This is a genomic window from Ectothiorhodospira shaposhnikovii (assembly GCF_022227765.1).
GTDB lineage: Bacteria > Pseudomonadota > Gammaproteobacteria > Ectothiorhodospirales > Ectothiorhodospiraceae > Ectothiorhodospira.
Genome location: NZ_JAJMLZ010000008.1, coordinates 182,764 through 197,800, shown reverse-complemented (window position 1 = coordinate 197,800; position 15,037 = coordinate 182,764). Strand labels below are relative to the sequence as shown.

At 64.2% G+C, this 15,037-nt stretch carries 12 protein-coding genes and 1 tRNA gene; 9 read left to right on the top strand and 4 right to left on the bottom strand.

Annotated elements, in window-relative coordinates:
- The first annotated feature begins 16 nt into the window (after positions 1-16).
- The 4 genes from LQD11_RS12525 (at position 17) to LQD11_RS12510 (ending at position 5,064) form a co-directional block, all read left to right on the top strand.
- Positions 17-1,195, top strand: coding sequence for a phosphoglycerate kinase (locus LQD11_RS12525; protein WP_238617840.1), 1,179 nt, complete (start codon positions 17-19; stop codon positions 1,193-1,195).
- A gap of 52 nt (positions 1,196-1,247) precedes the next feature.
- Positions 1,248-2,690 (top strand): pyruvate kinase, encoded by a 1,443-nt coding sequence (gene pyk / locus LQD11_RS12520; protein ID WP_238617839.1) that lies wholly within the window; start codon positions 1,248-1,250, stop codon positions 2,688-2,690.
- 83 nt (positions 2,691-2,773) lie between these two features.
- Entirely contained in the window at positions 2,774-3,838 is a 1,065-nt protein-coding gene (gene fba, locus LQD11_RS12515) for a class II fructose-bisphosphate aldolase (RefSeq protein ID WP_200173831.1), read from the top strand.
- Between the two features lie 161 nt (positions 3,839-3,999).
- Positions 4,000-5,064, top strand: coding sequence for a phospholipase A (locus LQD11_RS12510; RefSeq protein WP_238617838.1), 1,065 nt, complete (start codon positions 4,000-4,002; stop codon positions 5,062-5,064).
- Here LQD11_RS12510 and betA read toward each other — a convergent pair.
- Genes betA through betI form a run of 3 tightly spaced genes read right to left on the bottom strand, consistent with a single transcriptional unit; the run spans position 5,058 to position 8,912 of the window.
- Positions 5,058-6,743 carry a choline dehydrogenase gene (gene betA / locus LQD11_RS12505; RefSeq protein ID WP_238617837.1) on the bottom strand — a complete coding sequence of 562 codons (1,686 nt, stop codon included), beginning with the start codon at positions 6,741-6,743 and terminating at the stop codon, positions 5,058-5,060. The genes LQD11_RS12510 and betA overlap by 7 nt on opposite strands.
- 43 nt (positions 6,744-6,786) lie before the next feature.
- Positions 6,787-8,271 (bottom strand): betaine-aldehyde dehydrogenase, encoded by a 1,485-nt coding sequence (gene betB / locus LQD11_RS12500; RefSeq protein WP_238617836.1) that lies wholly within the window; start codon positions 8,269-8,271, stop codon positions 6,787-6,789.
- Between the two features lie 38 nt (positions 8,272-8,309).
- Positions 8,310-8,912: a transcriptional regulator BetI gene (gene betI, locus LQD11_RS12495; protein ID WP_238617835.1), complete on the bottom strand. Its 603-nt coding sequence runs from the start codon at positions 8,910-8,912 to the stop codon at positions 8,310-8,312.
- Between the two features lie 373 nt (positions 8,913-9,285).
- Between betI and choX the strand changes: the two genes are divergently transcribed.
- The 3 genes from choX (at position 9,286) to LQD11_RS12480 (ending at position 11,819) form a co-directional block, all read left to right on the top strand.
- The gene (gene choX / locus LQD11_RS12490; protein ID WP_238617834.1) at positions 9,286-10,236 is read left to right on the top strand and encodes a choline ABC transporter substrate-binding protein; all 951 of its coding nucleotides are present in this window, start codon (positions 9,286-9,288) and stop codon (positions 10,234-10,236) included.
- Positions 10,237-10,312: 76 nt separating this feature from the next.
- Positions 10,313-11,452, top strand: coding sequence for a DNA polymerase IV (gene dinB / locus LQD11_RS12485; RefSeq protein WP_238617833.1), 1,140 nt, complete (start codon positions 10,313-10,315; stop codon positions 11,450-11,452).
- 34 nt (positions 11,453-11,486) lie between these two features.
- Entirely contained in the window at positions 11,487-11,819 is a 333-nt protein-coding gene (locus LQD11_RS12480; protein ID WP_008932526.1) for a DUF3634 family protein, read from the top strand.
- A gap of 12 nt (positions 11,820-11,831) precedes the next feature.
- On the opposite strand, the gene mtgA is transcribed toward LQD11_RS12480, so the two are convergent.
- Entirely contained in the window at positions 11,832-12,527 is a 696-nt protein-coding gene (gene mtgA, locus LQD11_RS12475; protein ID WP_238617832.1) for a monofunctional biosynthetic peptidoglycan transglycosylase, read from the bottom strand.
- A 487-nt stretch (positions 12,528-13,014) separates the two neighbouring features.
- On the opposite strand from mtgA, the gene LQD11_RS12470 reads away from it, so the two are divergent.
- The gene (locus tag LQD11_RS12470) at positions 13,015-14,697 is read left to right on the top strand and encodes a choice-of-anchor I family protein (RefSeq protein WP_238617831.1); all 1,683 of its coding nucleotides are present in this window, start codon (positions 13,015-13,017) and stop codon (positions 14,695-14,697) included.
- 174 nt (positions 14,698-14,871) lie between these two features.
- Positions 14,872-14,948: transfer RNA gene (locus LQD11_RS12465), tRNA-Arg, on the top strand.
- Positions 14,949-15,037: the final 89 nt, after the last annotated feature.

The window sequence follows — 15,037 nt, the reverse complement described above, 5'->3', positions numbered from 1 at the left end:
ATCCAAGGAGTTGCGCATGTCCGTCATCAAGATGACCGATCTGGACCTGAAGGGTAAGCGGGTGCTGATCCGCGAGGATCTCAACGTCCCCGTGAAGGACGGCAAGGTCACCTCGGATGCCCGCATCCGCGCCAGCCTGCCCACCATTGAGCACGCCATGAAGGCCGGCGCCCGGGTCATGCTGATGTCCCACCTGGGCCGCCCGGAGGAAGGCGTGTTCAGCGAGGCCGACTCCCTGGCACCGGTGGCCGCTCATCTTTCCGGTCTGCTGGGCAAGGAAGTGCGCCTGGTACGCGATTACCTGAACGGGGTGGAGGTGGCCGAGGGCGAGGTGGTGCTGCTGGAAAATGTCCGTTTCAACCCGGGTGAGAAGAAGGATGACGAAGCCCTGTCGAAGCAATACGCCGCCCTCTGCGACATCTACGTGATGGACGCCTTCGGCACCGCCCACCGGGCCCAGGCCTCCACCCACGGTGCCGGCAAGTTCGCCCCGGTGGCCTGTGCCGGCCCCCTGCTGGCAGCGGAACTGGAAGCCCTGGGCAAGGCCCTGGACAATCCAAAGCGCCCGCTGGTGGCCATCGTCGGCGGTTCCAAGGTGTCCACCAAGCTGACCGTGCTCGAATCCCTGTCCAAGGTGGTGGATCAGCTCATCGTCGGTGGCGGCATCGCCAACACCTTCATCGCCGCCCAGGGTCACGGGGTGGGCAAATCCCTGTGTGAAAACGACCTGATCCCCGAGGCAAAGCGCCTGATGGAAGCGGCACGGGCCAAGGGCGGCGACATTCCCGTTCCCACCGACGTCACCGTGGGCAAGGCGTTCTCCGAATCCACTCCGGCCACCACACGCAAGGTCAGCGACGTGGCCGATGACGACATGATCTTCGACGTGGGGCCGGACACCGCCGCCAGCTATGCCGAACTGCTGAAGAAGGCCGGCACCATCGTCTGGAACGGCCCCGTGGGCGTGTTCGAGTTCGACCAGTTTGCCGCCGGCACCCAGGCCATGGGCGAGGCCATCGCCGCCAGCGACGCCTTCTCCATCGCCGGCGGTGGCGACACCCTGGCCGCCATCGACAAGTACGGTCTGGCGGACCGCATTTCCTATATCTCCACCGGCGGAGGTGCCTTCCTGGAGTTCCTGGAAGGCAAGACCCTGCCCGCCGTCGCCATGCTGGAGGCCCGGGCCAAGGGCTGAGCGATCATCACCCACCACCTTCGGTACCTACCGAGCAAGGACAAGGCCCGACATGCGTAGAACCAAGATCGTAGCAACCCTGGGACCGGCCACGGACAGCCCGTCCGCCATGCGCGCGCTGGTGAAGGCCGGCGTGGACGTGGTGCGCATCAACTTTTCCCACGGCGATCCGGACGATCACCGCAAGCGGGTGGCCCTGTTGCGGGAGACCGCCCGGGAAGCCTCACGCATCATCGCCGTGCTGGGGGATTTGCAAGGCCCGAAGATCCGCACCGCCCGCTTTGTCTCGGGCAGCGTGGAACTGAAGGAGGGCGATGACTTCATTCTGGACGCGGACCTGGCTCCCAATGCCGGCACCCGGGACCGGGTGGGCATCACCTACAAGGCACTGCCCGGCGACGTCAGCCCCGGCGACAGCCTGCTGCTGGATGACGGTCGCCTGGTGCTGACGGTGGAACGGGTGGACGGGCCGCGGATCCATACCCGCGTGGCCGTGGGCGGCACCCTGTCCAACAACAAGGGCATCAACCGTCAGGGGGGCGGCCTGTCCGCCCCCGCCATCACCGACAAGGACCGGGAGGACATCCGCCTGGCCGCCGAGCTGGACGTGGACTTTCTTGCCATCTCCTTTCCCCGTAGCGCCGCCGACGTCAATCGCGCCCGGGAACTGTTGCGGGAGGCCGGCGGGCAGGGCGCCATCTGCGCCAAGATCGAACGGGCCGAGGCGGTGGACGCCATCGACGAGATCCTCACCGCCACCGATGTGATCATGATTGCCCGTGGCGACCTGGGGGTGGAGATCGGAGACGCGGAGCTCCCGGGGGTGCAGAAGCGCCTGATTCAGCAGGCCCGTACCCGCAACCGGGTGGTCATCACCGCCACCCAGATGATGGAATCCATGATCCAGAACCCGATCCCCACCCGGGCCGAGGTGTTCGACGTGGCCAATGCGGTACTGGACGGCACCGACGCGGTCATGCTCTCCGGGGAGACGGCCACCGGCAACTATCCCCACAAGGCGGTGGAGGCCATGGGGCGGATCTGCGAGGCGGCGGAGCGCCAGCGCAGCGCTCGGGTGTCCACCCACCGCATGGACAGCTACTTTGAGCGGGTGGACGAGGCCATTGCCATGGCCACCATGTACACCGCCAACCACCTGGATGTGCGCGCCATCGCCGCCATGACCGAATCCGGCTCCACGGCCCTTTGGATGTCCCGCATCAGTTCCGGCATCCCCATCTTCGCCATGACCCGTCACCAGTGCACCTGTCGACGGATGGCATTGTACCGGGGGGTCTATCCGGTCCTGTTCGAGAGCGACAATACCAGCCATGCGGCCAACAACCGTCAAGTGGTGGCCATGCTGCAGGAGGCCGGTATTGTCAGGGACGGGGATCTGGTCATCATCACCAAGGGAGATCTCACCGGCGTCATGGGCGGCACCAACGCCATGAAGATCGTCCAGGTGGGGGCATTGCAGGACTTTGCTCCGTAAGCGCCCTTGATTCTCGAACCCATAACGACAACGATACCGAACCGCATAGCGATTCGAAGACCACAACCCACAGGAGGTCCCTCATGGCCCTGATTTCTTTGAGACAGTTGCTGGACCATGCCGCCGAGCACGGTTACGGCATGCCCGCCTTCAACGCCAACAACATGGAGCAGGTGCACGCGGTCATGCAGGCCGCCGACGAGGTGGATGCCCCGGTGATCATCCAGGCCTCCGCCGGTGCGCGCAAATATGCCGGCGAACCCTTCCTGCGCCATCTCATCATCGCCGCGGCGGAACAGTATCCCCACATCCCCATTGTGCTGCACCAGGACCATGGCGGCGAACCGGCGGTGTGCCTGGCTTCCATCCAGTCCGGCTTCACCTCGGTGATGATGGACGGCTCCCTGATGCCCGATATGAAGACGCCTTCCACCTATGAGTACAACGTGGAAGTGACCCGCCAAGTGACCGAGATGGCCCACTGGCTGGGCGTGTCCGTGGAAGGCGAACTGGGCTGCCTGGGTTCCCTGGAGACCGGCATGGCCGGCGAGGAAGACGGTTCCGGCGCCGAAGGCCAGCTGTCCCATGACCAGCTGCTCACCGACCCGGACGAGGCCGCCGACTTCGTCAAGAAGACCGGCGTGGATGCCCTGGCCATCGCCATCGGCACCAGCCACGGCGCCTACAAGTTCACCCGTCCGCCCACCGGCGACATCCTGGCCATCAAGCGCATCAAGGAGATCCATGCCCGCATCCCCAACACCCATCTGGTGATGCACGGCTCTTCTTCCGTGCCCCAGGACTGGCTCAAGATCATCAACGAGCACGGCGGCGACATGGGCGAGACCTACGGCGTGCCGGTGGAAGAGATTCAGGAAGGCATCAAGCACGGCGTGCGCAAGGTGAACATCGATACCGACCTGCGCATGGCCTCCACCGGTGCCATTCGCAAGTTCCTGGCGGAAAACCCCAAGGAATTCGATCCTCGCAAGTTCCTCAAGGTCTCCACCGCCGCCATGAAGGACATCTGCAAGGCGCGCTACGAGGCCTTCGGCTGCGCCGGCATGGCCTCCCGGATCAAGCCCGTGAGCCTGGAAGCCATGGTCAAGCGCTACAAGTCCGGCGAACTGGCGCCCAAGGTGCAGTAAGTGCAGTAAGGTAAACGCCGCGCAAGCCCCTCTCCCCTCGCGGGAGAGGGGCTGGGGTGAGGGGAATGCGGTTCTGCTAAAGTACCAAACAATAGGCACGCCGTTCATTTCCACCCCTTCTCTCTCTTCGGGCGAAGGCTGTCGATATCCTTGGACCCCGCATGCACACACCCAGCCCTCGTTTCCTTGCCTGCCTTCTGCCGCTCCTGCTCCTGCCCGCCACGGCGCCGGCGACCCCGTTGGCTGAAGCCCTGCAGTCCTGCGCCGGCATCACCGATGCCGATGCCCGCCTGGCCTGCTACGACCGTCTGGCGGAACAGCCCGGCGCGGATGGTGACACCCCGGCAACAATGCCACGGGCCAGAACCCTGGCACTGCCCGGAGGGGCTGAGGCACGGGGCTCCGACCCGGCCCGCCGGTCCAGCTCTCGCATCGACGCCGTCTGGGGGTTTGCCCCGGACAGCAGCCGTTACGTGATCGCCTCCCACCGCCCCAGCTACCTGCTGCCGGCCCGTTACAGCGACCGGCCCAACGAACAGCCCTTCTCGCCCCTGGCGGAACTGGCCGATGCCGATCGGGTGGAGCTGGACTCGGTGGAGGCCAGGTTCCAATTCAGTTTCAAGACCCGGCTCTGGACCACGGATGACCGCCGCTGGGGCCTGTGGGGTGCCTATACCCAGCAGAGTCAGTGGCAGGTTTATAACGACCGGGAAGGGGTGTCGCGACCTTTCCGCGAAACCAACTACATGCCGGAGCTGATCCTGAGCTACCGGCCGGATCTGTCCCTGGGGGGCTTCCACTGGCGCCTGTTCAGCGTGGGTTACAACCACCAGTCCAACGGTCGGGCCGAGCCCCTGTCCCGCAGCTGGGACCGCCTCTTTGCCGAAGTGGGTGTGGAGCGGGGCGACCTGGTCCTCAATGCCCGGGTCTGGCACCGGGTCCAGGAAAGCGACACCCGGGACGATAATCCGGATATCACCGACTATCTGGGGTACGGCGACCTCACCGCCTTCTGGCAGCAGGGCGGCCACAGCTACACCCTGATGCTCAGGGGGCGTCCCGCCACCGGCAAGGGCGCCGTCCAGGCCACCTGGATGAGTCCCCCGATACTGGGGCCGCTACGGGCCTATACCCAGGTTTTCAGCGGCTACGGGGAGAGCATGATCGACTACAACTGGCGCCAGAACACCCTGGGTTTCGGGCTGGCCCTGAGTGATCTTTACTGACCCGTGCCATGGGAGCCGGCGGTGGAACCCACCCGGAACACGGGGACGTGTTCCGGGGGCAGCGGCGCCCGTTGCCGCATCCGGTCGGCGATCTTTTCCGCCATCATGATGGTGGGGGCGTTGAGGTTGCCGGTGATGATGCGGGGCATGATGGAGGCGTCCACCACCCGCAGGCCCTCCACCCCGAATACCCGTCCTTCGGCATCCACCACTGCCATGGGGTCCTGGGGCGAACCCATGGCACAGGAACCCGCCGGGTGGTAGGCGGTTTCACCGTGCTCGCGCACGAAGGCATCCAGTGCCGCATCCGAGCGGGCCTCGCTGCCGGGGGACAGTTCCCGTCCCAGATAGGGTGACAGGGACGGCTGGACCATGATCTCCCGGGTGAGGCTGATCGCATCCCGGAATTCCCGCCAGTCCTGGGGGTGGCTCATGTAGTTGAAGCGGATGCGTGGGGCCAGGCGCGGATCCTTGCCGGCCAGGCGGATCCAGCCCCGGCTGGGGGAGCGCATGGAGCCCACATGGGCTTGGAAACCATGGGCCTCCACCGCCTGGGTACCGTTGTAATTGATGGCGATGGGCAGGAAGTGGTACTGGAGATTGGGCCACTGGAAGGCGGGATCACTGCGGATGAAGCCCGCAGCCTCGAAGTGGTTGCTGGCGCCGATGCCCCGCCCCGAGAACAGCCACTGGGCACCGATCCAGGGCTGGTTCCACCATTTCAGGGCCGGATAGAGGGTGATGGGGCATTTGCACTGGTACTGGATGTAGATCTCCAGGTGATCCTGCAGGTTTTCGCCCACGCCGGGCAGGTCATGGACCACCGGGATGTCCAGGGCCTCCAACTCGGCGGCCGGGCCGATCCCCGAGCGTTTGAGCACTGTCGGCGAGAGGATGGCGCCGGCGCAGAGCACCACTTCTCGCCGGGCATGGGCATGTCGGCGCCGCCCCCGGTGGATGAAGCTGACCCCCCGGGCGGTATGCCTTTCGATGAGCACCTGCTCAGTGAGGGCACGGGTCATGATGTGCAGGTTGGGGCGCGGGCGTGCCAGGTCCAGGTAGCCACGTGCGGTGCTGGAGCGGCGCCCACGGGGGGTGGTGGTCCGGTCCATGGGGCCAAAGCCCTCCTGCTGGTAGCCGTTGACGTCCGGCGTATGGGGGTGGCCGGCTTCCTGGGCCGCCTGGATGAAGGCCTGATAGAGGGGGTTGTTGCCCGGCCGGGGTGTGGTCACCCGCAGGGGGCCCTGGTCGCCGTGATAGGCGTCGGCGCCGATATCCCGATGTTCCGCCTTCTTGAAGTAGGGCAGGCAATGGGCATAGTCCCAGCCCGGCAGGTTGAAGTCCGCGGCCCAGTGGTCATAGTCCAGGGCGTTGCCGCGGATGTAGCACATGCCGTTGATGAGGGACGATCCCCCCAGGCCCTTGCCCCGACCGCAGTCCATGCGGCGCCCGTTCATGTGGGGTTCCGGCTCGGTCTGAAAGCCCCAGTTATAGCGACGTCCTTGCAAGGGATAGGCGAGGGCGGCGGGCATCTGGGTGCGAAAGTCCAGTCGCCAGTCCCGTCCACCGGCCTCCAGCAGCAGTACCCGGGTGTCCGGGTCTTCGGTCAGTCGGGCGGCCAGTACGGCGCCGGCGGAACCGGCGCCGATGATGATGTAGTCGTAGGTCATGTCCTGCATGGGGCTCCTGGATCAGGTGGGGGAGGGAGGGTGGGGCGCCGGGCTAGAACACGCTGTCCACCCCGCCGAGTTCCACGTACACCGACTTGCGCTGGGTGTAGTGCTCCAGGGCGGCGCGACCGTTCTCCCGGCCCAGTCCCGACTGCTTGTAGCCGCCCACCGGCATCTCCACCGGTGACAGGTTGTAGGTATTGATCCAGCAGATGCCTGCCTGGAGTTGGTGGATCACCCGGTGGGCCCGGGCCAGATCCCGGCTGAATACGCCCGCGGCCAGGCCGTAGCGGGTGTCGTTGGCCCGCTGGATGACGGCCGCTTCATCCTCAAAGGACTGCAACACCATCACCGGGCCGAAGATCTCCCGGCGTACCAGGGGGTGGTCATCCGGGCAGTCGGCGAACACGGTGGGTGCCACGAAAGCCCCCACCGGGGCGTCGTCGGGGCGCAGTCGTTCCCCGCCGATCAGGCAGTGCAGGCCGTCTTCCCGGGCCTGTCGGATGCGGTCCATGACCTGCTCGCAGTGGGCCTCGCTGATGACCGGTCCCAGGGTGGTGGCCGGGTTCAGCGGGTCCCCGGCGCGGATGCGCCGGATGCGTTCCAGCAGCCGGGCCTGGAAGGTCTGGCGGATGGAGGCCTCCACGAAAACCCGGGTGCCATTGGTGCAGATCTGGCCGCTGCTGTAGAAGTTGGCCATCAGGGCCGCGTTCAGGGCCTGCTCCAGATCCGCGTCGGCAAAGATGATCAGTGGCGATTTGCCCCCCAGCTCCATGGTGACCTGCTTGAGGCTGCTGCGGGCGGCATCGGCCATCACCGCCTTGCCGGTTTCCACCTCTCCGGTGAAGGAGACCTTGGCGATATCGGGATGATGGGTCAGCGCCCGACCCACTTCCCCGTCTCCCTGCACCACGTTGAAGACGCCCGGCGGCAGACCTGCCTCGGTGAAGATGTCCGCCAGCGCCAAGGCGCTCAATGGGGTGAGTTCGCTGGGCTTGAAGACCATGGCGTTGCCGCCGGCCAGGGCCGGGGCCGCCTTCCAGCATGCGATCTGCAGAGGGTAGTTCCAGGCGCCGATGCCGGCGCATACCCCCAGGGGTTCGCGGCGGGTGTAGATGAAGGCCTGCTCGCCCTGGGGGATCTGTTCCCCTTCCAGTCCCATGGCCAGTCCGGCGAAATATTCCAGGGCGTCGGCGCCGGTCTGGATGTCCACGCTGGCGGTTTCGCTGATGGGCTTGCCGGTGTCCCGGGTTTCCAGGGTGGCCAGGGCCTGGTTGCGGTCCCGCAGCAGATCCGCCGCCCGGCGCAGGATACGACCTCGGGCCATGGGGGGCATGGCAGCCCAGGTTTTCTGACCCCGCGCCGCCGAGCGCACGGCCTCATCCACCAGGGCCTGGTCTGCCGCCTGAATACGGGCGATGGTCTGTCCGGTGGCCGGGTTGATGGTCTCGAAATGGGGGGTATCCGGAGACTGGACAGCGCGTCCATGGACGTAGCTGCCCTGAAGGGGAGCGGTGGTGGGCTGGGTATGGGGCATGGGATCTCCCGGTGATTCGCGGGTGGAATGGGGCCTGCTCAGGTTCCGGTGGGCCGGTGGCTCTCCAGCCAGGCCCGGGCGTTGTCCCGGGCCAGCCGCCGACAAGCTTCGATATCAATGCCTTCCGGTGTCAGGGCGCCCCGCAGCCACAGGCCATCAATCAGGGCAGCCACGGATTGGGCGGCATCCCGGGCCTGATTCGCCGGCAGGACCTGGCGGAACTGGTGGCACAGATTGGCGTACAGGCGCCGTTCGTTGACCCGCTGCAGGCGACGCAGGGCCGGTTGATGCATGCTGGCGGCCCAGAATTCCAGCCAGGCCCGCATGGCGGCCACATTGGTCTGGCTGGAGTCGAAATTGCCGTCGATGATGGCGTCCACATGACCGGCAACATCCTCCGGAGGGATCTTGCGGCGCCGCTCCGCTACGGCGTCTCCCAGCTGCTGGAGCAGGTAGCGCATGGTGGCCTCCATCAGCCCCGCCTTGTCCCCGAAATAATGGCTGATGATGCCGCTTGAGACCCCGGCCAGCCGTGCAATACGCGCAATGGTGGCATCCGCCATGCCGTACTGGTGAATCGCCGTGAGTGTGGCTCTGATCAGTTGTCGGCGCCGTCCGGACGCCATGGGGGAAGGTTGCATTCTGTTCTCCATCGGGCGCTTGTGTTTCACTCTAAATCAGATTGAACAATCGTTCAATTATAGTTTGATTGATCGTTCAATCAGGGTTGATTTGTCGGCGGTGACTGGGCATCCTGAAAAGGAAATACTGAATCAGTCAGCCGCTATTACTCCTGTGATCTACAGTCACGAATTGCAGATCTAGTGTGACGGGTTGCGATCTATTGTTACGGATTGCGATCTATTGTCACACTCGCGGACTTCCGTCACTCCCGCGAAGGCGGGAGTCCAGAATTACGATTCTGTGACTGGATTCCTGCCTTCGCGGGAGTGACTGACTCGGAACATCCCGAATGTCATGCCCGTTCCGGGGCGAATGAGGAGAAGAGTCGACATGCATCGTTTGCTGAGCGCAATCACCGTATCCGCCATGAGCCTGACCGGTATCGCCCACGCCGCCGAACCCGATGAATGCGGGCAGGTGCGGTTCGCCGAGGTGGGCTGGACCGACATCACCGCCACCACGGCGACGGCCCAGGTGGTTCTGGAAGGCATGGGTTACGACACCCGCAGTCTCACGGTGTCCGTTCCCATCGCCTATGCGGGGCTGGAGAACCAGGATTTCGACGTCTTTCTGGGCAACTGGATGCCGAGCATGGCCAGTATCATCCAGCCCTATCTGGAGCGGGGGACAGTGGAAACCATTGCCACCAACCTGGAGGGCGCCAAGTACACCCTGGCGGTGCCCCGGTATGTGCATGATGCCGGCGTGACCCATTTCAGTGATTTGGCGGAGCACCGCCGCCGATTCGGCGGACGCATCTACGGCATCGAATCCGGTAACGACGGTAATCAGATCATTCAGCAGATGATGGATGACGATGCCTATGACCTGGGGCGTTTCCGCCTCATGGAGTCCAGTGAAGCCGGTATGCTGGGGGAAGTGCGTCACAGCACCTCCCGTGAGGAATGGATCGTCTTTCTGGCCTGGGAGCCCCATCCCATGAACACGCGCTTTGACATCGCCTACCTGGAAGGTGGAGAGGCGTATTTCGGTCCGGATTTCGGTGCCGCCACGGTACACACCAACGTACGTACCGGCTACGCCGAGCAGTGTCCCAACGTGGGGCGTCTGCTGAGTCAGCTGTCCTTCACCCTGGAGATGGAAAACCATCTCATGGATCAGATCATGAACCGGGACGTGGACCCCAAGGTGGCGGCACGCGTCTGGCTGCAAGACAATCCTGATATCCTGAAAGACTGGCTGGACGGTGTCACCACCCGAGAGGGTGAAGATGCTTTCAACGTCGTGACCCAGGCCATCGCCGCGACGCCGGCCGAGTAGTTCTCCCTGCCCGCCGGAAAGCAGCGATGCGGTCGGGTGCAGACGTTCCGGGGGTAATCGGCTATCTTCAGCCTCCATGACACTGTCCCGACGCATCGCCCATCTGGACATGGATGCCTTCTATGCTTCCGTGGAACTGCTGCGTCACCCGGAGCTGCGTGGCCGGCCCGTGGTGATCGGCGGCCGTCGTCGCGCCTTGGGGGAACCCGGGCAGGCCGTCGCCGCGCGGTTGGGAGAATATGCCGGACGCGGAGTGATCACCACGGCCACCTACGAGGCCCGGGCGCTGGGTGTGTCTTCGGGCATGGGGCTGATGAAGGCGGCCCGGAAAGCCCCTGAAGCCATCCTGTTGCCGCCTGACTTCGAGGCCTACCGGGACTATTCCCGTCGCTTCAAGACGGCGGTGGCCGCCATCGCCCCCTGCATCGAGGACCGGGGCATCGACGAGATCTATATCGACCTCACCCACGTTCCCGGCGCATCCGGACCTCTGGGGCAGCGGCTCAAGCAGGCCGTGCGTGATGCTACCGGCCTGACCTGCTCCATCGGCATCGCCCCCAACAAGCTTCTGGCCAAGCTCTGTTCCGAACTGGACAAACCGGATGGTCTCACCCTGTTGACCACGGATGATGTGCCGACCCGTATCTGGCCTCTGCCGGTGGGAAAGGTCAACGGCATCGGACCCAAGGCCGCCGCCCGGCTGGAAGCCCTGGGTATCCTCACGGTGGGAGATCTGGCCGCCTGCGGCCCCGGTCTGTTGCGGGAGCAGTTCGGCCCCACCTACGGGGCCTGGTTGCATCAGGCGGCACGGGGCATCGATGATCGGCCGGTGGAAACCGTTTCGGTACCCCGTTCGGTCAGCAGGGAGACGACCTTCGAGCGGGATCTGCATCCTCGTCAGGACCGGGCCGAGCTGTCGGAGATCTTCACCGCCCTGTGCATGCGGGTATCCCAGGATCTGGCCCGCAAGGGCTGCCGGGGCCGCACGGTGGGTATCAAGCTTCGCTACGAGGACTTCCGCACCCTTACCCGTGACATTACCCTGGCGCGTCCGGTGTTCGCGGCGATGGATATCCGCCGGGCGGCAGGGGAATGCCTGCGCCGGGTGCCCCTGGAGCAGCGGCTTCGCTTGCTGGGAGTGCGTGTGTCGGGACTGAGTTTCGGTGACGGGGATGCGCCGGCCGACGGGGGCATGCAGATGGAACTGCCGCTCTGATGATGTTGAGCCAATACGACCGAACGAGAAAACGATGCTGCTGACCCTTGCCGTGATGCTGTTGATCCTGTTGTTGGGCTTGGTACTGCTGCTATGGCATGCCCGTACCGCCTTCGTCATCACGCTGGAGAAGGGCAGGGCGCGGACCTTGCGGGGGACCGCGCCACCCGGTTTCCTGCGTGGCTGCGATGAGGTGGCGCGAATGTATCGTCTCACCCAAGGGCGCATCAGCGGCGTCCGGACCGCCCACGGGGTGCAACTGCGCTTCTCCCGGGAGATCCCGGCCCATGTACACCAGCCCTTTCGCAATGTCTGGACACCGCCCACGGACGGCGGCGGTGGCGGTGGTCATCGGGCCGCCGGGTAAGACCGTTTCGGCTCAGGGTGCGGTGTCCCAGACCTCCTGCAGAAAGCCGGTGCCGCCCAGATACCCCATCTGGCGTTCTATCCAGGCCTGCCGGGCACGGACGTAATCCGAGGGGGCGGCCACCCGGTATCGCACCGGTCCGGGCAGTACTGCCGCCAGCAGTGCCGCTTCCCCGGCCGTGAGCTCCGCCGCCGGTTTGTCGAAATAGATCCTGCTGGCAGCCCCCACCCCATAGACGTTGGGTCCGAACTGGGCCACGTTCAGATACACCTCCAGGATGCGTTCCTTGGGCCAGAGGGCCTCGATCAGAACGGTCAGGTAGGCCTCGGTCACCTTGCGGGTCATGCTGCGCTCGGGCCACAGGAACACGTTCTTGGCCACCTGCTGGGACAGGGTGCTGGCGCCACGCAGACGCCCCCCGTCCCGGTATTCGTCGATGGCGGCACGGATGGAGCGAAAGTCGAATCCCCGGTGATCCAGAAAACGCTGATCCTCCGCGGCGATCATGGCCAGGGCCGCATGGGCGGAAATTTGCTGCCGGGGCACCCACTCGTGGTTGACCGGGATGGTGCCGATGGCGGGGCGGGAAGACCACTGATGCTGCAGCATGAAGGCGGTGGTGGGGGGATCCACCCACCGCAGGCTGCCCACGATCAGGGCGCTGAGCAGCACCAGCGCCGCCAGGCTCGCCAGGAGCCAGCGCAGCAAGCGCCCCCACAGGGACCGGCGACGGGGTTTGGACGGGTATTTTCGCACCCGGGAACTATCTCAATTTCCAGCCCGGATCGGAAGCCGTGCGTGCCGATATCCCACTTACCGGCGGCAGCTCATGGGAATTCTCCCGCGAAGCGGCTAACTGCTCGGCGTCAGAGGGAAAATGCCGACTATCCACAAAAGCTGTGGATAAGTCTGTGGAGAGGATGTCGGAAACCGGGTCAAGAGCGCATGAGAGCAGGGGGCGGCTGAATTGGTCATGAAATGACCAGGTCTTTAATTGATTGATTTTAAAGTTTTTTAATTTCGTTTACGGTTCTACCCGAGCAGAGCTTAGGGTTGTCATGTCGCTGCATCAGGTATTTCCCATGCTGTGCATATTCCTGGGTATATCCGCGCCTGTCATTCGATTTTCATCCTTTATTGATCTGTCTTTAACGATGAGGAAAGACACTCCTCATTTTTTGAGGAGATACCGACCATGCAACGCACCCTGTTAGCTTCTGCCCTGGCGACGATCATGGGCTCTACCATGCTGATTTCCGGTTGTGACTCATCGTCCAATACTGCAGATGATCAGCCGGGTCATGGCACGGTAGAGCTGTCGGTGCTCGGCCAGTATCAAAGTGGAGAATATGCCCGCAGTGCAGCCGAGATCGTGACCTATGATCCACAAAGCCGTCGCGCCTTCGTGATCAATGCCGCCAGCGGCCAAGTGGACGTGCTGGACATGAACGATCCGGCCAATCCGGCCCTGCTGTTTTCCATCGATGTCTCGGATATCGGTGCCGACGCCAATAGTGTGGCGGTGAAAAACGGCATTGTCGCCGTGGCCGTGGAGGCCAATGTGCGCACCGACAATGGATCGGTTGCCCTGTTCGATACCGACGGCACTCGGCTGAATGTGTTGGAAGTGGGCGCCTTGCCGGATGCGTTGACCTTTTCTCCCGATGGCCGTCATGTGCTGGTGGCCAACGAAGGTGAGCCCAACGATGACTATACGATCGATCCCGAGGGGTCCGTGTCCATCATCGATCTGGGTGACGGCGCGGATGTGGCCACTGTGCGCACGGCGGATTTCAGGGCTTGGAATGGCCGCGAGGACGAACTTCGCGCCGACGGTGTGAGGATCTTCGGCCCCGGCGCCACCGCTGCCCAGGACTTCGAGCCGGAGTGGGTGGAAGTCAGTGCCGACTCAAGCACGGCCTATGTGTCCTTGCAGGAGAACAATGCCATCGCCGTGGTGGACATTGCCACGGCGACGGTCACGGACATCTTCCCTCTGGGGTTCAAGGACTGGTCGGAAAGCGGTGAATGGGCCGGTAACGGTTTTGATGCCAGCGACCGTGACGGCGGTATCAATATCCGTCACTGGCCCGTCCTGGGCATCTATCAGCCGGATACCATCCGGTTTTACGAAACCGGGGGCCATACCTATATCGTGACGGCGAACGAGGGGGATGCCCGGGACTATGGCGGTTGGACCGAGGAGTTCAGGGTGGGTCAGCTGCAGCTCGACCCGGCAGCTTTCCCCAACGCGGCGGAGCTGCAGCAAAATGAACAGCTGGGACGCCTGCGGGTGACCTCCACCCTGGGAGTGAGCAATAACTGCGATCCGTCCAGCAAGGCAACCAACGTGCGTCAGGATTGCGTCTATGACACCCTCTACGCCTTTGGTGCGCGCTCCATGTCGATCTTCCGGGTGACCGAGACGGGACTGGTCAAGGTGTACGACACCGGATCGCAGATGGAGGAAACCACCGCGGCGCGGTATCCCGACGATTTCAATTCCAACAACAGCGAAAACAACAGCTTCGATACCCGTTCCGACGACAAGGGGCCGGAGCCGGAAGGGATTGCCATTGGCGAGGTGGATGGTCGGGTCTATGCCTTTGTCGGGTTGGAGCGCATGGGCGGGGTGATGGTCTATGACATCACCGAGCCGGAGCAGACCGTTTTCGTCCAATACATCAACAACCGGGACTTCAGTCTGCCCAATACGCCGGAGGCCCTGACCACCACCGATCTGGGTGCCGAAGGCCTGCATTTCATCCCGGCTGCCGACAGCCCGGATGCCGAGGGCCGGGCACTGCTGCTGGTGGGCAACGAAGTCAGCGGTACAACGACGGTCTTTGCCATCGACGTGGTTCCCGCCGCCCGGTGATTCCGTACCTGGGGGGATCCAGCGCGGATCTCCCCTTCTCTCTGGCCACCCCCTTGGAACCTGGCACGGTTTAGGCTATCCTGCGCCACCTTGCCGCAGTCGAAATTTCCCGCATCGGCAGGCGACGTTTCCCAGCGCACATTCGCCCTGAAACGTGCTAACATCCTTTTTCACGCGCCCGTAGCTCAGCTGGATAGAGTACTGCCCTCCGAAGGCAGGGGTCACTGGTTCGAATCCAGTCGGGCGCGCCATAAAATAGATAGTAAAAACAGCCGCTTACGGGATGCTCTGGGCGGCTTTTTTTGGTCCTGAATCAGGCTGCTGAGGTGCCGTGTTACCG

Bases quoted from the DNA above. Each gene is read 5' to 3' on its own strand.
- betI (WP_238617835.1), bottom strand. From the start codon at position 8,912: ATGCAACCTTCCCCCATGGCGTCCGGACGGCGCCGACAACTGATCAGA.
- LQD11_RS12510 (WP_238617838.1), top strand. From the start codon at position 4,000: ATGCACACACCCAGCCCTCGTTTCCTTGCCTGCCTTCTGCCGCTCCTG.
- betB (WP_238617836.1), bottom strand. From the start codon at position 8,271: ATGCCCCATACCCAGCCCACCACCGCTCCCCTTCAGGGCAGCTACGTC.
- pyk (WP_238617839.1), top strand. From the start codon at position 1,248: ATGCGTAGAACCAAGATCGTAGCAACCCTGGGACCGGCCACGGACAGC.
- choX (WP_238617834.1), top strand. From the start codon at position 9,286: ATGCATCGTTTGCTGAGCGCAATCACCGTATCCGCCATGAGCCTGACC.
- LQD11_RS12525 (WP_238617840.1), top strand. From the start codon at position 17: ATGTCCGTCATCAAGATGACCGATCTGGACCTGAAGGGTAAGCGGGTG.
- fba (WP_200173831.1), top strand. From the start codon at position 2,774: ATGGCCCTGATTTCTTTGAGACAGTTGCTGGACCATGCCGCCGAGCAC.
- betA (WP_238617837.1), bottom strand. From the start codon at position 6,743: ATGCAGGACATGACCTACGACTACATCATCATCGGCGCCGGTTCCGCC.
- dinB (WP_238617833.1), top strand. From the start codon at position 10,313: ATGACACTGTCCCGACGCATCGCCCATCTGGACATGGATGCCTTCTAT.
- LQD11_RS12480 (WP_008932526.1), top strand. From the start codon at position 11,487: ATGCTGCTGACCCTTGCCGTGATGCTGTTGATCCTGTTGTTGGGCTTG.
- LQD11_RS12470 (WP_238617831.1), top strand. From the start codon at position 13,015: ATGCAACGCACCCTGTTAGCTTCTGCCCTGGCGACGATCATGGGCTCT.